General features: G+C 53.0%; 17 protein-coding genes and 1 riboswitch. Of the genes, 8 read left to right on the top strand and 9 right to left on the bottom strand.

The genetic code is table 11. From position 1 onward, the window contains the following. Positions 1–3: 3 nt before the first annotated feature. Positions 4–894: a maltose ABC transporter permease MalG gene (gene malG, locus F0Q32_RS02110; RefSeq protein ID WP_015966340.1), complete on the top strand. Its 891-nt coding sequence runs from the start codon at positions 4–6 to the stop codon at positions 892–894. 95 nt (positions 895–989) lie between these two features. Here malG and psiE read toward each other — a convergent pair whose 3' ends face one another. The 6 genes from psiE to pgi all read right to left on the bottom strand — a co-directional run bounded on the left by psiE (position 990) and on the right by pgi (position 7,477). Further along, positions 990–1,400, bottom strand: coding sequence for a phosphate-starvation-inducible protein PsiE (gene psiE, locus F0Q32_RS02105; protein WP_015966341.1), 411 nt, complete (start codon positions 1,398–1,400; stop codon positions 990–992). 201 nt (positions 1,401–1,601) lie between these two features. Then, a complete protein-coding gene (locus tag F0Q32_RS02100; RefSeq protein ID WP_149461770.1) occupies positions 1,602–3,698 on the bottom strand; it encodes a YjbH domain-containing protein in 2,097 nt (698 codons plus the stop codon). Next, a complete protein-coding gene (locus tag F0Q32_RS02095) occupies positions 3,698–4,435 on the bottom strand; it encodes a capsule biosynthesis GfcC D2 domain-containing protein (RefSeq protein ID WP_149461769.1) in 738 nt (245 codons plus the stop codon). Before F0Q32_RS02095 ends, F0Q32_RS02100 begins: the two co-directional genes overlap by 1 nt. After that, entirely contained in the window at positions 4,432–5,070 is a 639-nt protein-coding gene (locus F0Q32_RS02090; RefSeq protein ID WP_223145793.1) for a YjbF family lipoprotein, read from the bottom strand. The genes F0Q32_RS02095 and F0Q32_RS02090 overlap by 4 nt, the downstream gene beginning before the upstream one ends. 63 nt (positions 5,071–5,133) lie before the next feature. Then, on the bottom strand, positions 5,134–5,376 hold the full coding sequence (gene yjbE, locus F0Q32_RS02085; RefSeq protein WP_149461767.1) for an exopolysaccharide production protein YjbE: 243 nt from the start codon (positions 5,374–5,376) through the stop codon (positions 5,134–5,136). Positions 5,377–5,827: 451 nt separating this feature from the next. Further along, the gene (gene pgi / locus F0Q32_RS02080; protein WP_149461766.1) at positions 5,828–7,477 is read right to left on the bottom strand and encodes a glucose-6-phosphate isomerase; all 1,650 of its coding nucleotides are present in this window, start codon (positions 7,475–7,477) and stop codon (positions 5,828–5,830) included. Positions 7,478–7,711: 234 nt separating this feature from the next. Next, positions 7,712–7,906: riboswitch (Lysine riboswitch) on the top strand. A gap of 85 nt (positions 7,907–7,991) precedes the next feature. Here pgi and lysC point away from each other — a divergent pair. Then, positions 7,992–9,341, top strand: a complete 1,350-nt coding sequence (gene lysC / locus F0Q32_RS02075) for a lysine-sensitive aspartokinase 3 (RefSeq protein ID WP_149461765.1) — start codon at positions 7,992–7,994, stop codon at positions 9,339–9,341. 50 nt (positions 9,342–9,391) lie between these two features. Here the strand turns inward: lysC and F0Q32_RS02070 are convergent, their stop codons facing one another. Both F0Q32_RS02070 and F0Q32_RS02065 read right to left on the bottom strand, forming a co-directional pair. Beyond that, on the bottom strand, positions 9,392–10,177 hold the full coding sequence (locus tag F0Q32_RS02070) for a nucleotidyltransferase domain-containing protein (RefSeq protein ID WP_149461764.1): 786 nt from the start codon (positions 10,175–10,177) through the stop codon (positions 9,392–9,394). A 5-nt stretch (positions 10,178–10,182) separates the two neighbouring features. Beyond that, positions 10,183–11,310: a slipin family protein gene (locus tag F0Q32_RS02065; RefSeq protein ID WP_149461763.1), complete on the bottom strand. Its 1,128-nt coding sequence runs from the start codon at positions 11,308–11,310 to the stop codon at positions 10,183–10,185. A 450-nt stretch (positions 11,311–11,760) separates the two neighbouring features. Between F0Q32_RS02065 and rtcR the strand changes: the two genes are divergently transcribed. The 5 genes from rtcR (at position 11,761) to F0Q32_RS02045 (ending at position 15,736) form a co-directional block, all read left to right on the top strand. Further along, positions 11,761–13,341 carry an RNA repair transcriptional activator RtcR gene (rtcR, locus tag F0Q32_RS02060; RefSeq protein ID WP_149461762.1) on the top strand — a complete coding sequence of 527 codons (1,581 nt, stop codon included), beginning with the start codon at positions 11,761–11,763 and terminating at the stop codon, positions 13,339–13,341. A gap of 117 nt (positions 13,342–13,458) precedes the next feature. Next, positions 13,459–14,400, top strand: coding sequence for a ketopantoate/pantoate/pantothenate transporter PanS (panS, locus tag F0Q32_RS02055; protein WP_108475993.1), 942 nt, complete (start codon positions 13,459–13,461; stop codon positions 14,398–14,400). 152 nt (positions 14,401–14,552) lie between these two features. Then, entirely contained in the window at positions 14,553–15,125 is a 573-nt protein-coding gene (locus F0Q32_RS02050; protein ID WP_149461761.1) for a hypothetical protein, read from the top strand. Positions 15,126–15,210: 85 nt separating this feature from the next. Beyond that, on the top strand, positions 15,211–15,384 hold the full coding sequence (locus F0Q32_RS26075) for a hypothetical protein (protein ID WP_188016814.1): 174 nt from the start codon (positions 15,211–15,213) through the stop codon (positions 15,382–15,384). 79 nt (positions 15,385–15,463) lie between these two features. After that, on the top strand, positions 15,464–15,736 hold the full coding sequence (locus tag F0Q32_RS02045) for a DUF3811 domain-containing protein (RefSeq protein WP_149461760.1): 273 nt from the start codon (positions 15,464–15,466) through the stop codon (positions 15,734–15,736). Here the strand turns inward: F0Q32_RS02045 and rluF are convergent, their stop codons facing one another. After that, the gene (rluF, locus tag F0Q32_RS02040; RefSeq protein ID WP_149461759.1) at positions 15,737–16,609 is read right to left on the bottom strand and encodes a 23S rRNA pseudouridine(2604) synthase RluF; all 873 of its coding nucleotides are present in this window, start codon (positions 16,607–16,609) and stop codon (positions 15,737–15,739) included. Between the two features lie 348 nt (positions 16,610–16,957). Between rluF and F0Q32_RS02035 the strand changes: the two genes are divergently transcribed. Further along, positions 16,958–17,905, top strand: a complete 948-nt coding sequence (locus F0Q32_RS02035; protein ID WP_149461758.1) for a sugar-binding transcriptional regulator — start codon at positions 16,958–16,960, stop codon at positions 17,903–17,905. Positions 17,906–17,926 lie beyond the last annotated feature (21 nt).

The raw sequence follows: 17,926 nt of genomic DNA, 5'->3' as shown, positions 1-17,926 counted from the left end.
ACAATGGCTATGGTACAACCGAAATCTCAGAAACTGCGCTTGTTTACAACGCACCTGTTACTCCTGATCTTCATCGCGGCAATCATGTTCCCGCTGCTGATGGTTATCGCCATTTCTCTGCGCGAAGGTAACTTCGCCACCGGGAGTCTGATCCCGGAAAAAATCTCCTGGGAGCACTGGCGGCTGGCGTTGGGCTTCAGCGTAGAACACGCTGATGGCCGCGTCACACCGCCACCCTTCCCGGTTCTGCTGTGGTTGTGGAACTCGGTGAAAATTGCGGGCATTACTGCGATTGGCATCGTCACCCTCTCCACAACCTGTGCTTACGCCTTTGCCCGTATGCGTTTCCCGGGGAAAGCGACCCTGCTGAAAGGGATGCTGATTTTCCAGATGTTCCCGGCGGTGCTCTCTCTGGTGGCGTTGTACGCGTTGTTTGACCGCCTCGGTCAGTACATTCCGTTTATCGGCCTGAACACCCACGGCGGCGTGATCTTCGCTTACTTAGGCGGTATCGCACTGCACGTCTGGACGATTAAAGGCTACTTCGAAACTATCGATAACTCGCTGGAAGAAGCGGCGGCACTGGATGGCGCAACACCGTGGCAGGCCTTCCGCCTGGTACTGCTGCCGCTCTCCGTACCGATTCTGGCGGTGGTGTTTATTCTGTCGTTTATCGCCGCTATCACTGAAGTGCCGGTAGCGTCACTGCTGCTGCGCGATGTGGACAGCTACACCCTGGCGGTTGGTATGCAGCAATATCTCAACCCGCAAAACTACCTGTGGGGCGACTTTGCCGCAGCCGCTGTGCTCTCTGCCATTCCGATTACCGTCGTGTTCCTGCTGGCGCAGCGCTGGCTGGTTAATGGCCTGACGGCAGGCGGTGTGAAAGGTTAATACCCTCGTTCTACCCTCCCGGAAACGGGAAAAGCCACTGCAATCCTCGATTTAACTTGTGACTGTTGTTTGGCGCTCTTCGGAGCGCCATTTTTTTATTCCCGTTTCAGGCGTTTGGAGTTACACAACCACAGGGTGATCACCAGCAACAGGATCGCCCCGGAGTAGATCAACACGTCGAGCGGCGAGGTGTGATCGACAATGATCAGGCGCACAATCGCGGTGATCCCGATATAGATGAAGTAGCGCAGCGGGAAGTGAAAACCGGACTGAAAGTACTTCACGATCAGTGCGATAAATTCGAAGTAGAGGAAATAAACCACCAGGCCTTCCACCAGCTCGTATTTGCTGGTGCGCTCAGGCGCAAAAAGCACGTCGGCTAAGTGCAGCGTCTCTTTGCCGAGAAAGATGACCAGAATCATACCAAGGCAGAGTAGCCCAAGGTTGAGGACAGTCTGTAAGATCGTCGAGATAAACTCGACGCGTGGACGGGGGAGTGATGTCATGGCGGCCTCTCCTGTGCAGGCTGAGCCTCCTGTATAACGCAAAAATGTGATCCAGATCTACATTTTTTACATCAGCAGTGCCGGATGGCGGCTACGCCTTATCCGGCCTACAGAGCGCGTCAAAACGTTGCATAGCACCTTCAAATTCCCCGTAGGCCGGATAAGGCGTTTACGCCGCCATCCGGCACACAGACCGCACAATTACCGGAAATTCATACTCTTATCACTGGTAATCCCATACAAGTCAAACTTGCGCCCCAGCTTCTGGCCGCCATCACGGGTCAACGGTACCCAGTTCACCGCGGCGCGGCTGCGGGTGGCGCCGGAGGAGAAGAGATCCAGCGGCACAGAGACATACACGCCTTTAGTGAACTCCCCTTCCCCATATTCATCACCGGAAACGTTGGTGATGGTAGCGTAGCCACCGACCACCACGCCGCTGTCGAAGTGTTTAGAGATATCGAGCGTGCCGCCCTTATCGCCCGCCAGATATTGACCTACGCTGGCTTTGACCAGCACATCCTGGGCAAACGGCGGCGTCCAGTACGCGGTGAGATGCCCGGTCTTCACACTGTAGTCGGTGAATTTCATCATGTCCTGCGCGCTGCGCCAGTCACGCTGTTTCACGTAGTTGGCGTCGATACCCACCGCCCAGTTGCTGTCTACCGGGCGGTATAGCGCCTCGACGCCCGCCCCGCCGAACATGGTTTCCAGATAGCCGCCGTAAACCTGGCCGTAGAAATTATTCCCCAGATACTGGAAATAGTTCGCCTGCAGGTTATTCACATAGACGTTATTCTCAACGTATTCACGCACGTGAGTACGCACGCGCGGCAGTTTCGAGTCGCTCGGCGGGTTGGTGTAGTTAAATTTGTCATAGTTGTTGGCGATGTTGGCAAACAGACTGCCGCTGGTCAGCAGGTGATCGGTGACCCACCAGTCCGCTGTGCCCATCACGCCTAACTGGTACATATAGAAACTTTCCGGCCCGCCGACGGACTGACTCAGCACCGGATCGATATGGAAATCGAAGCGCGATTTGTCGATATACCAGCCCTGCTCGGTGGTTTCCGGCACGATCGGCGTGACGCGCTTTTGGTCCAGCGGCGTTTCGTGGCCGAGCGGCTCGCCTTCCAGATGACGTTGCAGGCTGGCGACGTTAGTTTCCGTGGTCACCTGCGGCATATTGAGGCGATTTTCGGTAATGCGGATGGTGCGAATGCCTTCCGGCAGATCGTTCATGATGATGCGATTTGCCCGATCAATGCCTTCGCGCGAGTCGCGATATTTCACCTGCTCGCCGGTGACATAGAGCGTATCGCCTTTAGTCTGGATATTCGGGTCGGCAAAACCGGCGTTGTATTTCAGCAGCGTAAGCTGATTCGCTACCACCGAATGTTGCAGAATCGCGTCCTGCGGCTGCGGGCGATATTTTGGCCGCGCGTTGTCGTTGTAAGACGGACGCAGATCGTTGAAATTCGTGCGCAGGGTGAAGCCGAACATTACGGTATTCCCACGCTCGTAGCTCAGGTTAACGTCGGCCCAATCCGCAACGCGATAAATAGCGCCGACGTTAAACTTGCTTTTCTGGTCCAGTTTTCCGGCAAAATCCTGCTGGTAGTTATTGCCTTCATACTCCAGCTTCAGGCGCAATGGCTGCCAGGGCGTTTGATATTCTACCCCGCCAAAAAACGCCGCCGGGCCGCGAAACATCTGGCTGCTGTCCATCGATCCCGCTTCGCGGTAGCTGTTGTCGCGATGGCAATATTTATCGCTGTAAGAGCAGAACGGGTTCGTGGCGTTGCCGCTGGTGCCCAGATAGCCCCAGCCCATTCCGAGGGAGAAATCGAACGGCCCCCAGGCTTTGTTGGCAACGATATATTCCGAGTCAAACAGCCCGGTACCGCCAATATCGCGCGCGCCGACGGAAACCTGCGGCATCCAGTAACTCTCTTCCCACAGGCGCAGTTTCAGGTCGAAGGCTTTATCTTTATAGGTTTGATCGCCCGAGAACGCATCGACGCTGCTGTATTGTTTGGTTCGCACGTCGGTATAACGCAGCGTCGTTTCCAGCCACGGGAACAGTTGCACGGAGGCAGAGTAGTAGCGGTACTGATCGTTATCGCGATAGTTAAGGCTGATTTCCCCTTCCCTCGCCATTCGAGCGGTAGGTGTTTGCAGCAGGCCGACGCCGCCAAAATCAGACTGCGAAGGGCCAATGGGCGCCGGATACGTTTCGGCATGGCACGCGGCGCTGACGCCCAGCGCCAGCAGGCTATAGAGGTATTTTTTCTTCATTAATCAGGTATCCGCTGCGACAGGGAGCGAAGAATGGCGACGTTGAGTTCATCGTATTTCTTCGTCCACAGTGAATCGGCAAAGCCAACAAACACGATGCTGCCGGGCATCGGCTCAATATGACGTCGGTTCCAGTAGGCGATGGGGGCCTTCAGCGTGCGGCCATCGGGATAAATCACCCACGCGTAGCTCCGCTCGCCGCCGCTGAGTCGTTCAACATCTTTGAGATAGCCTGCGACATCGCGACCGGGCGTAAACGCCACTTTGCCAGGGCGATTGATCAAACCGAAAAGCGTTATCGTCGAGGGTTCATTGCCTACCCACAGGCTGTATTTCCCCTGAAGTGGCGGATTTTTCCCTTCACCGATGCGAACCTCATCCGGGTCCAGCGAGACAAACTGTCGTCCCGTGACGTTGATGGCCTGAAGCTGCTGGCGTAAGGCATTAATGGCAGCGGCATCACTTCCGCTCGCCTCCATCGCCGCGCGGCTTAACGCGGCGAGTAATACCTGATGCTGTTGCTGAGCTATCGTGGTCGCCTGCTGTTCGGCGATCACCGCACCGCGCCACCAGCTTCCGGCGAGTCGTGGCTGCGCAACGAGATCCGCCAGACGGTCGGCGTTGGTCAAGGTCAGCGTTTTTGCCTCGCCTTCACGATGAACATCCACGGTGCCTGCTGCGAATGCGCCACCCGAGATGGCGCAGAAAAGTCCTGCGATGAGCGTGATTTTTTTCATTGTTTTGCGGCCTTGATCAGGGTCGTTTTCACCGGGAAAAAGCCCGCCCCAAGGTATTGTTCTGATTGTCGAATCTGGCCTTCGTCATCAATCCAGAAGCGGTTGCGCCAGGTTGTTTGGTCGGTGGTCACTGTTTCTTCCAGCACGCGGACCGGCGTCTCGCTTCCGGCTAAGGTCAGCGTTTCGCGATCGCCCCAGTGGAAGGTGGAGTGCGCGGTGGCGTAACGCACCTGACGGTGCTCGGTCCAGCCCATCGTGCGCGTCCAGCTTGCGCCATCCACCACCTGATTAGGTTTGGCTAACGGGTCGCTGGCGAGATTGTTAACATCCAGCAGGTTGTCGCCTGCCAGTTGCGTCTTGACGATACGGCCGTGCTGCGTGACCAGCGTGGCCTGATCCTGCGTCACCCACTTGTGCTGACCGTTTTCCGAGTAAGCCAGAGCCACAAAAATCTGCGGGCCGTTATTGAGCTGAATATACTGGCTGGCGTAGGGCATATTCTGGATATCGTCCGCTGTAAGATGCACGCCGGGCGTGCCGAACAGGCTATCCCATAACGATTTTCCCAGACCTTTTGTGCTGGATGAACACGCCTGAAGCAGCAGGCAAAGAGTGATAATGGCAAGTCGCTTCACGACGTTTCTCCGAAGGGGCAAAATAACCACACCGAAGTGTGGTTATGGGTAAACGCACCCGTATTACTGGGTACTGGTGGTTGTGGTGGTCGTGGTTCCGGTATTGGAGCCATCACCGCCACCTGTCGCTGCCAGCGCGACACCTACCGCAGAACTCACGGTGCTGGCGCTGGTCGCGGTAGAACTCCCCGCGGAGACAGACGTCGCCGCAGAGCCCGCCGCATCACCGGTTTCCACCGGCGCTGCTGACGCGGATGCCGCCGCAAACGCAGATATGGCAAGAATGCCATAAATGATTTTCTTCATAACAATTTCCCTTCATTGAATAAATGGAGGTACATACCCTGGGAATTCCGGATTGCAGAGTGAAAGTCAGCATGAAATACATGCGTGGCTCACGCACATACAACCTGAAAATAAGCGGGTATACCTGAAATATTCAGGCGTCATCGAGTATACACAACTCAATACCGGGAATTAGCGTCAGGGGAAGTGAGCAAGGGATTTTAAGAAAATGAGAAAAAGGTAACAGATAAGTATTATTTATTGATTATAAAAATCGGTAAATCAGCAAGTTACGAATAAAACACATATATTAAACCTGCGTAATATCTGAAAATGAACTCTTATTTAATTCAGCTCTGTTTATGTTTTAGGAATATGCTCATCGGCAATTTTCAGCTGAGATCACGGACAAGGGGATTTATCCGATAAAAAAATGCCGGCTATTACGCCGGCATTTTCAGATTAAGACGACTTATGCACGCCAGGATTTATAACGGTTAATCAGGCCGTTGGTAGAGCTATCGTGGCTGCTAATTTCGCTGCCATCTTTCAGTTCCGGCAGAATACGGTTTGCCAGCTGTTTACCCAGCTCAACGCCCCACTGGTCGAACGTGAAGATGTTCAGGATAGCGCCCTGAGTAAAGATTTTGTGCTCATACAGCGCAATCAACGCGCCCAGGCTGAACGGGGTGATTTCGCGCAGCAGGATGGAGTTGGTTGGGCGGTTGCCTTCAAAGACTTTAAACGGCACCACGTGTTCCAGCGTGGCCGGATCTTTACCCTGATCGCGATATTCCTGTTCAACCACTTCGCGAGATTTACCGAACGCCAGCGCTTCGGTCTGGGCGAAGAAGTTAGACAGCAGTTTCGGGTGGTGATCGGAAAGCGGGTTGTGAGTAATAGCCGGCGCGATGAAATCACAAGGAACCATTTTGGTGCCCTGGTGAATCAACTGATAGAACGCGTGCTGGCCGTTAGTACCCGGCTCGCCCCAAATGATTGGGCCGGTCTGGTGCGCCACTTTGTTACCGTTGCGGTCAACATACTTACCGTTGGACTCCATGTTGCCCTGCTGGAAGTAGGCCGCAAAACGGTGCATATACTGGTCGTACGGCAGAATCGCTTCAGTTTCCGCGCCGAAGAAATTGTTGTACCAGATGCCGATCAGCGCCAGCAGAACCGGCAGGTTTTTCTCAGCAGGCGTGGTGGAGAAATGCTTGTCCATCGCGTGCGCGCCGGAGAGCAACTCCACAAAGTTGTCGAAGCCGACGGAGAGAATGATCGACAGACCGATGGCTGACCACAGAGAGTAACGGCCGCCCACCCAGTCCCAGAACTCGAACATGTTGGCGGTATCAATACCAAACTCGCCCACCGCTTTCGCGTTGGTGGAAAGCGCCGCGAAGTGTTTCGCCACGTGTTTTTGATCGCCCGCCGTCGCCAGGAACCAGTCGCGCGCGCTGTGGGCGTTGGTCATGGTTTCTTGCGTGGTGAAGGTTTTGGATGCGACCAGGAACAGGGTGGTTTCCGGGTTAACGGTTTTCAGCACTTCCGCGATGTGAGTACCATCGACGTTAGACACAAAGTGCATATTCAGATGATTTTTGTACGGACGCAGCGCTTCGGTCACCATGAACGGGCCGAGGTCAGAACCGCCGATACCGATGTTGACCACGTCGGTGATCGCTTTGCCAGTATAGCCTTTCCAGCTACCGGAAATGATGGCTTCAGAGAAACCTTTCATCTTATCCAGCACAGCGTTAACTTCCGGCATCACGTCTTTGCCGTCAACGATAATCGGGGTGTTGCTGCGGTTACGCAGCGCCACGTGCAGCACGGCACGGTCTTCGGTACGGTTGATTTTCTCACCGGAGAACATCGATTTAATCGCGCCGCTCAGATCGGTCTCTTTCGCCAGATCCTGCAGCTTACTCAGGGTTTCTTCCGTGATGCGGTTTTTAGAGAAATCCACCAGCATCAGATCGTCAAACGTAGCGGAAAACTTGCTGAAACGGTCGCTATCTTCGGCAAACAGCTCGGCAATAGTGACATCTTTCATTTCATCGAAGTGTTTCTGTAGTGCCTGCCACGCAGCGGTCTGCGTTGGGTTGATATTTTTCATTAGCAATACCCTTCTGATTTGAGAATCGTTACTGCCCTCGATTGTAGCGCCAGTTACAAAAATTTGTGATCGTTTTAGTGTTACAGGCAACAAACAAGGCATAGAGTCGCAAAAAGTATAGCTGTCATAAGTGTTTTTTCTGACACCCCTTTTTGCATGAAAAATCCGCATAACCCCAGCGTTGACAGGGGTGGCTTAAGCCTTTATTTATAAAGGCACTACCTGCGCATGGCGCAGGCCAGAAGAGGCGCGTTGCCCAGGTAATCGTATTTCAGGAGCCAGTCCGCGAAAGATACGTGAGGGGGAGCAACGCCGAGGTGGCTGAACGCCTGGTCACGTTCGCTATCGGCTACAGGGGCTGAATCCCCTGGGTTGTCACCAGAAACGTTGGCAGTCCGGCGTTTCGCAAGGTGGAGCACTTCTGGGGAAATCGTAGTTTCTGCGTCCCCCTGTATACCGCTCTTCCCTTGTGCCAAGGCTGAAAAAAGGAACCCCTGACACGAGGCAGTACACAATGACAGATTTTGTCGTCGCCAAATTTGGCGGCACCAGCGTAGCCGATTTTGATGCCATGAACCGCAGCGCGGACGTGGTGCTCTCCGATTCCCGCGTCCGTTTAGTGGTGCTTTCCGCCTCCGCAGGCGTGACCAATCTGCTGGTTGCGCTGGCCGAAGGGCTGGAGGCCACCGAACGCTTCGCCAAACTGGATGCCATCCGCAAAATCCAGTTCTCCATTCTGGAACGCCTGGCGAACCCGAACGTAATCCGCGAAGAAGTGGAACGCCTGCTGGAAAATATCACCACGCTTGCGGAAGCGGCTTCTCTGGCCACCTCAACCGCGCTGACCGATGAACTGGTCAGCCACGGTGAACTGATGTCCACCTTGCTTTTCGTTGAAGTGCTGCGCCAGCGGGATGTGCAGGCGCAGTGGTTTGACGTGCGTAAAGTGATGCGCACCAGCGATCGCTTTGGCCGCGCCGAACCGGACGTTGCTGCGCTGGCCGAGCTGGCAACCCAGCAACTGGCCCCGCGTCTGGCGGAAGGCATGGTCATCACACAAGGCTTTATCGGCAGTGAAGCCAAAGGCCGCACCACGACGCTTGGCCGTGGCGGCAGCGACTACACGGCGGCCCTGCTGGGTGAAGCGCTGCATGCAATCCGTGTTGATATCTGGACGGATGTGCCGGGCATCTACACCACCGACCCGCGCGTCGTCCCTGCAGCTAAACGCATTGATGAAATCGCCTTTGAAGAAGCGGCCGAAATGGCAACCTTCGGCGCGAAAGTGCTACACCCGGCCACGCTACTGCCCGCCGTACGCAGCGATATTCCGGTGTTTGTGGGCTCAAGCAAAGACCCGAAAGCCGGCGGCACACTGGTGTGCAACAAAACGCAGAATCCACCGCTGTTCCGCGCACTGGCCCTGCGTCGTAAACAAACGCTGGTGACCCTGCATAGCCTGAATATGCTGCACTCACGCGGTTTCCTGGCGGAAGTTTTCGGCATTCTGGCACGTCACAATATCTCGGTGGATTTGATCACTACATCTGAAGTCAGCGTAGCGTTAACGCTGGATACCACCGGTTCAACCTCCACCGGCGATACGCTGCTGACTCAGTCGCTGCTGATGGAGCTTTCCGAACTGTGCCGCGTCGAAGTGGAAGAAAATCTCGCGCTGGTCGCGCTGATTGGTAACGATCTCTCTAAAGCCTGCGGCGTGGGGAAAGAGGTGTTCGGGGTGATGGAACCGTTCAACATCCGCATGATTTGCTATGGCGCATCCAGCCACAATCTGTGCTTCCTGGTACCCGGCAGCGAAGCCGAACAGGTTGTGCAGAAGCTGCATCAGAATTTGTTTGAATAAACTGCCGCGGAATATTGCCCGGCAAGCGCTATCGCTGTCGGGCAATATGATCACACCATCACCGTTTGATAAAGCAGTGTATCAAGCGCGCGGATATTTCCCTCACGTGTGTCGGGCAGCGTCAGAGCCACTTCGCTTCTTGCCAGCTCTGAGAGGATGAATGCATGCAATAACGGACGCCGCATGCCATATACCGCTTCTCCTGCACGCATTTTACGCATCAACAGTTCGTCTATCTCCCTGCGCAATGACGCCTCCAGATCGCTACCTGCCAACAACTCGGCAAAGCGCATCGGTGGAGCACCTTTTCCCGCTTCAATCCAGCGAACGGCAAGAAGCGGACGCAGTACATAGAAATATTTTTTCAATCTGACTTCATCCCCCTGCAAATAACCACGAAAGTTTTTCCGCGCCATTGAGAGGTAGTGCCAGCGTGCGCGAAGCGGTGAAAACCAAAACGGGATCTGCGCTTTCAATGCCGACACTGTCACATCGTCCTGCCGATACACGATTGGCGAATCCAGCCATTCGATAAGCGTAGGATTTGCCCCTTTTAGTAGCCCAAGCGCTTTACGCCACTCCCAACCACACACATCCAGCTCCTCATCTATCGGCAGTTCGATCACATCTCGCTGGGGCTCAACCCGCAAATACCATTCCGGCGGGTGAACATATAAAAAGCGCACGTCGTAATCACTATCAGGCGAGGCGAATCCCCAACCCCGGCTACCGGATTCACAGGCAAAAAGCACTCTTACATCATAACGGCGCTCCACCTCTTCGAGCTGTCGTAATACCCGCTCGCGCATCGCGCCGTTAACGCCGTTATTCATCATTTACTCTACCCTTTTATATTCACTAAACCGTGTAGCACCTGGTCAAGACCGCCAAAGACCGAGATTTTATCGATACGCTCAGCCACCTTTTCTAAGGTTTCCATTTCCTTGAGTCGCAGCGCCACTGGGCTGTTTTCCATGACTTTGGCTGTGTTTAAAAGCGAACGCGTTGCAGCCGTCTCTTCACGTCGACGGATAACGTTCGCCTGCGCCGATTTCTCCGCTTCAACGACCTTCGCCAGGATGGTTTTCATTTCGCCCGGCAGCACAATGTCCTTCACGCCTAAAGACGCAATTTCAATCCCCAACGGCGCCATGCGGCCTTTCACTTGTGCGCTCACCACCTGATCGATGACCTGCTTATCTTCCAGCAATTCATCGAGCGTGCGTGTTCCCACGGCTTCACGTAGCGCAAATTGCAGCTCGCGATATAAGTGATCTACTGGCTTCGCCAGTTGCCCAAAAGCCTGCAAAACATCCTGGTAACGCCAGTTCGCTGCCAGATTCAAACGAAGATTCACTTTGTCCTTGGTCAGAATCTCCTGTCCGCCCACTTCCAGAACCTGAAGTCGGGTATCGACCGCCTCGGCCTCTACAAGATGATTCACCTTCCAGTAAGCGCTTAAACCGGGTGGCAGTAATGCCTGCGTTTCCCCATCAACCTTTAAAACCCCCACATGCCACGCTGCGATAGAGACCGTGAGAATAATATCGCGTCCTTTTACCGCACCGCTGCGTCGTGGCTGTAACACTGCGTTCATGACCTCTGCAGGCACCTGAACCTGCCGCGTATCCATGCGCATCACGTGCATCTCTTCAACGGGCTTCCAGTACAAACGACGCGTGGAAGGCGCGAGGATCTCCTGCAATACACCATTGATATATAACGCGCCCGCTTCAGAGTCGGTTAAATCGGCGATCACGCAGTAGCGTTCAACCCATTCTGGCTGATAGCGACGCAGCCAGTTCGCCAGCTCATCAGGCACTTCGCCACCGTCCAGGTTTACTACCAACACGTCCGGCGTGGTGAACCAGGGTAAACGATGTTCACCTGCCTCCAGAACACGGTAGTAATCGCCATTTTTTGCCAGTAATCCCAGTTGACCTTTTCGGATTGTGATTTTCTTCGTCATTTTCTGTTCCTTATAAAAATCAGGTGCGAATGCAGAGGCGAAGCGACAGGGGAACTCCCTTTTGCCTGTCGCACGGCATCATTACCGGCAGCCTGTTTTGCGGATTGCCACCTGCACAATCCACGGTTTTGTTCGATGAATAACAACCAGTGTTCATTGAGTAAATGAATCGGGAATCGAACCCTTGCGTGTCATCGACTGAGACGGAACGCTCTCGGGAAAACAGCCTCAGCTGTTCCTGGGGCGCCGGCGGGGCTTTAAACCCCTGCATATTCAGCACGTTGACCATTGTCGTTATTGCCAGAAGCGTGCCAGAAAAGAGAAATCGCAATAAAGTTTTATAATCACATGATTAACAACGATTTTATTTTTTAAGCGAGCAAGAGGCATTGCCTTTACCTCGCTTAAAATTTATCTTTTTATATCGATATTTATCTTTCTGGATAAACCATGAAAAAACGGCGGGTAGTGATTGGCGTTCTGGGTACAGTCCTGGATAAACGTGGCAAGCGAGCAAATCGATTTAAGAAATGGCGGCCCACGGTAGGGTTATGCCAGCAGGCTGATTTCCCCATAGACCGCCTGGAATTACTCCACCAGCCGCGTGACGAAAACATGGCACAACGGCTGGCTGAAGATGTTGCCCTGCTCTCGCCGCACACCGATGTGCGTCCACATGCGGTGACGATTAGTGACCCGTGGGATTTCGAAGAGGTTTACGCCGCCTTTCTCGACTTTGCGACGCATTATCCTTTTGATACGGAAAACGAAGAGTATCTGGTGCATATCACCACCGGGACGCATGTAGCGCAGATTTGCTGGTTTCTGCTCACAGAAGCACGCTATCTTCCCGCCAGCCTGCTGCAAACCAGCCCGGCGCCGAAAGGTTCTTCTGATGAAGCCATCGCTGCAGGCGAGTACTCAGTTATCGACCTTGATTTAAGTCGTTACGCCACCCTGACCAGCCGTTTTCAGCACGAACAGCAGCAATCTGTCTCTTTTCTGAAAGCCGGTATTGAGACGCGAAACGCCACCTTTAACAAGCTGATTGACCAGATTGAGCGCGTGGCCCTGCGTTCCAGTGCGCCCATCCTGCTCACCGGGCCGACCGGTGCGGGGAAGTCATTTCTGGCAAAACGGATATTTCAGCTTCGTCAGTCGCGTCATCGGGTTGAGGGAAAATTTGTGGCCATCAACTGCGCCACATTGCGCGGCGATAACGCCATGTCCACGCTGTTTGGGCATGTCAAAGGCGCCTTTACCGGCGCATTAACACCACGCGCCGGTTTGCTGCGGGAAGCCGATGGCGGCGTCCTGTTTCTTGATGAGATCGCCGAACTGGGACTGGATGAACAGGCGATGCTGTTGAAAGCCATTGAGGAAAAAACCTTCTTCCCCTTTGGCTCTGATAAAGAGATGCATAGCGATTTTCAACTGATTGCCGGCACCCATCGCGATATGCGCCAATGGATCGCCGAAGGGCGTTTTCGCGAAGACCTTTACGCGCGTATCAATATGTGGAGTTTCGCACTACCAGGGCTGATTCAACGGCGTGAAGATATCGCACCCAACGTTGAGTACGAACTGGGGCGATTTACCCGTGAACAACAATCGCAGGTGCGTTTCGATAAAGAGGCGCGTGAGTGCTATCTTTCGTTTGCCTGCTCACCACACGCAATATGGCGCGGAAACTTCAGAGAATTAAGCGCATCGATCACGCGTATGGCAACACTTGCCGAGAACGGACGTATAACGCTCGCTGTCGTCGGTGAAGAAATTGCTCGTTTACAGGCCGAGTGGCAAACCACAAGTGAAACGACGATCGTTAATCAGGAAATTGATCTCTTTGATCAGCGCCAGTTGGAGACCGTTCTGGACGTGTGCCGTACCAGTGCATCGCTTTCAGAAGCAGGAAGAATGCTGTTTGCTGTCTCCCGGCAGAAAAAGGCCAACCCTAACGACGCCGATCGATTACGTAAATATCTGGCACGTTTTGGATTGAGCTGGGAGAGTGTTCACAAGGGAACATGAGCATAATTTATTTGAATAATCCCCTTCCACGCGATAAACAATACCTATGGCCGGGCTCGAACCCGGCCTTTTTATAACAACACAATGCAAACACAACGCTATCGCAAGGAATACAACATGCTCGCTGTTCTGACCCGGCTGTTCCCGTTATGGGCGCTGCTGCTCTCCGTTATTGCGTATTACACGCCGCCCACGTTCACTGCCATCGGCCCGTGGGTGCCAACTCTGCTGATGCTGATTATGTTCGGCATGGGCGTGCATCTTAAAGTGGACGACTTTAAACGCGTGCTTTCACGCCCGGCACCAGTTGCGGCGGGGATTTTCCTGCATTATCTGGTGATGCCGCTCGCCGCGTGGCTGTTGGCGCTACTGTTTAAGATGCCGCCGGAGCTTTCTGCCGGGATGGTGCTGGTTGGCAGCGTGGCGAGCGGTACTGCATCCAACGTGATGATTTATCTGGCGAAAGGCGACGTCGCACTGTCGGTCACCATTTCGTCTGTTTCTACACTGGTTGGGGTGATCGCCACGCCGTTGCTCACCCGTCTGTACGTCGATGCGCATATTCAGGTTGATGTAATGGGCATGCTGTTGAGCATTCTGCAAATCGTGGTGATCCCCATTGGTCTGGGGCTGATTGTGCACCATCTCTTCCCACGCGTGGTGAAAGCCGTAGAGCCTTTTCTTCCCGCGTTTTCAATGGTGTGCATTCTGGCGATTATCAGCGCCGTGGTGGCCGGTTCCGCATCACACATCGCTTCGGTCGGTTTTGTGGTGATTATCGCCGTCATTCTGCACAACACAATCGGCCTGCTCGGCGGTTATTGGGGCGGGAAGCTGTTTGGTTTTGATGAGTCCACCTGCCGCACACTGGCCATTGAAGTGGGGATGCAAAACTCTGGCCTTGCGGCTGCTCTGGGTAAAATCTACTTCGGCCCGCTCGCGGCGCTGCCCGGCGCGCTGTTCTCGGTTTGGCACAATCTTTCCGGCTCACTGCTTGCGGGTTACTGGTCCGGGAAGCCGCTTGATGAGAAGGCAAGGGATGCAGTGAAAGAGGGATGACTTACAGCCCGGTAAGGCGAACTTGCCGGGTTTGATGTTCTATCCATAAATTATTTGCGAGACGCTTTCCGGATTTTTATTACAAATCTCGTGAAGATAACTCTCAGCGGTAAGATTCGTACAAGGATCACTGGCAGAGGGATGCAGCACGGATGAGCAACTTATCAATTCAGGAAATTCACCATTACTGTATTAATATCACTCAGGAAATCATTCTAATTTTGGGATGGCGCTCCATTTCGGTAGACATCCTAAGCGCAGAAGATAAATCTCTATTAGCTGCGGGGGTTGCAGATAGTTCTCTCAACTGGTCATGGGGGATGCGCCATTATTACGGTGGTATCAGCAACGGTATTTTGGATATACATCTCAAGCTCACCGACCGATCAACGCCGGGTTCGCTGCATGCGGTCATCCTTTGTAAATACGATACCAAAAGAAATGAATTCGCAATTTGTATGCTGGAAAACTTTATTGCGCATGAAGTGAGTATGCTAACTGGAAACATCCTGACGATTGCCCTTATCTACTCAACCACTTTTTGCGACATGCTCGGATTAAACGAGGTATTCATTTGTGATCCGGTTCCGGACGCTCAGCCGCGTTATCGTACGTACGGCTTTGCACAAGTCGCCAACAGCTATAATAAAATGTCTGCTGAAGTCATTGATATAAAAGAGATTATTCAAAGAAGAACGCTCAACGCACAAGATATTGCATACTGAATGTCGCGTTATTCTTCCTATTTGTTATGCGAACTATTTTAAGTTAAAGTGACGTTCGATGGACAAAATTCATACAGGAGTCATCATGACCATACCCCATAAAAAAATTGATGCCGTCGACGTCAGGGCAGCGGCAAAACAAGCCTTAGCATTTTGGTCAACCATTGATGGCCGTAAGCTCGCAGCAATCGGCCAAAACGAAAAGTCGATGGATATCATCGGACCGGAAAAGAAAAGACAGTACGCTCGCCTCGCCTGACCTGACGATTCGATTAAACCATTCTGCTCTCAGCTAATTTCCCGTACACTGGACTCTCTGGCTAACTGAGGGCACCATCATGGCACTCCCCCGCATCACCCAAAAAGAGATGACCGAACGCGAGCAGCGTGAACTGAAAACGTTGCTTGATCGCGCCCGTATCGCGCATGGCCGCGTATTGACCAATGCCGAAACCAACAGCATCAAGAAAGAGTACATCGATAAGCTGATGGTTGCGCGTGAAGCTGAAGCGAAGAAAGCCCGCCAGTTGAAGAAAAAGCAGGCTTATAAACCAGATGCGGAAGCGTCGTTTTCCTGGTCAGCGAATACGCCGACGCGCGGCAGACGCTGATTAACGCCCTTTTTTCTTACGCCCCGGCGAGGTAAAACGCTTACCGTTGGACGCCGGGCGGCTCCCTTTTTCAGCCGTTTTTTCCATCTTCACCACCGGGCGCTTGATGCCCGCCGTTTTCGGTTTTGCCTTCGCCTTTGGCTTCGCTTCCGAAGAGGAACCTTCGATAAGTTTAAACAGGTCGATGAGCTCATCGTCGGTTAAATCACGCCACTCGCCCAGCGGAATACCGCTTAAACTAACGTTCATGATGCGCGTACGTTCCAGTTTCTTCACTTCATAGCCAAAGTGCTCGCACATGCGACGAATCTGACGGTTCAGGCCCTGTACCAGGGTGATGCGAAACACAAACGGTGCTTCTTTTTTCACTTTGCACTTCTTCGTCACTGTACCCAGAATCGGTACACCCGCCGCCATACCGCTCACGAACTCATCCGTTACCGGTTTATCTACCGTAACCAGATACTCTTTTTCATGATCGTTACCGGCACGCAGGATCTTATTAACCAGATCGCCGTGGTTGGTGAGGAAAATCAGCCCCTGAGAATCTTTATCCAGGCGGCCAATCGGGAACACGCGCTTGCTGTGGTTGACGAAATCGACGATGTTATCGCGTTCTCCATCTTCCGTGGTGCTGACAATCCCCACCGGCTTGTTCAGCGCAATCAGCACCAGATCTTCTGCCTCGCGAGGCTCAATCAACTGACCGTTTACTTTTACAACGTCGCCAGGTTTCACCTGATCGCCAATGGTGGCGCGTTTACCGTTAAGGAAAACGTTACCTTGTTCGATATAGCGATCGGCTTCGCGACGAGAGCAAATTCCGCTTTCGCTGATGTATTTATTTAAACGGATGGATGAGTCGGGCAGCATAAGTTCTCCTCTAAAACGCGGAATATACCCTACCTGTTAGCGATGAAAAACAGGGTTATGCGGCAACGTCGCAATTAAATGTGATCTCCCGCGCCTTTTATCACAAAAGTGTCGCCACAAACCGGGTGCATTTTTGCGTTGTCAAAATCAAGATAATCAAGAGATTACGAATTACCGCACATCTGTGCTGATGAATGCTACGCGCATAAACAAATGTGCAAGAGAATTCGCCGTTTCATCTCACGCAAAGAGTGAAAAATCGCTTTTAAAGCCCCACGCAATGGGGTTATATCAGATCAAGCGGTTAAAAAGCGTATTTGCACATATGTGCAGAACCAGGAGGCGGCAATGGAAAACAGTGACGATATCCGGTTGATTGTAAAGATTGCCCAACTCTATTACGAACAGGATATGACGCAGGCGCAAATCGCGCGTGAGCTGGGAATTTATCGAACGACGATCAGCCGCTTGCTTAAACGAGGCCGCGAGCAGGGTATTGTCACCATCGCTATCAACTATGACTACAACGAAAACCTCTGGCTGGAGCAGCAACTGAAGCAAAAGTTTGCCCTGAAAGAAGCCGTGGTGGTGTCGGGGCATGATGAAGAGGAAGACACGCAACTGACCGTGATGGGGTTACACGGCGCGCAGTTGCTGGATCGATTGCTGGAGCCGGGCGATATTGTCGGTTTTTCTTGGGGCCGCGCGGTACGCGCTCTGGTCGAAAATCTACCGCAAGCAGCGCAATCCCGGCAGTTAATCTGTGTGCCGATTATCGGAGGGCCGTCCGGAAAACTCGAAAGCCGCTATCACGTGAACACATTAACCTATAGCGCGGCGGCGAAGCTGAAAGGGGAATCGCATCTCGCAGATTTTCCTGCCCTATTGGATAACCCATTAATTCGTAATGGGATCATGCAGTCTCAACACTTTAAAACCATCTCGGCCTACTGGGATAACCTGGATGTTGCGCTGGTAGGGATTGGTTCACCAGCCATTCGCGATGGTGCTAACTGGCATGCATTTTATGGCGGCGAAGAGAGTGACGACCTGAATGCCCGCCAGGTCGCCGGCGATATTTGCTCGCGCTTTTATGATATTCACGGCGTAACGGTCGATACCAATATGAGTGAGAAAACACTCTCAATCGAGATGAATAAATTAAAGCAGGCGCGTTATTCTATAGGCATTGCCATGGGCAAAGAAAAATACAGCGGTATTATTGGCGCACTACGCGGAAAATATATTAATTGTCTGGTAACAAATAGCGACACCGCAGAACTGTTACTGAAATAAAAAATCTGCCCGACTTTTACC

The sequence above is a fragment of the Pseudocitrobacter sp. 73 genome, from assembly GCF_008369545.1.
GTDB classification, from domain to species: Bacteria; Pseudomonadota; Gammaproteobacteria; order Enterobacterales; family Enterobacteriaceae; genus Pseudocitrobacter; species Pseudocitrobacter vendiensis.
This window is presented reverse-complemented; position numbering and strand designations above follow the sequence as displayed.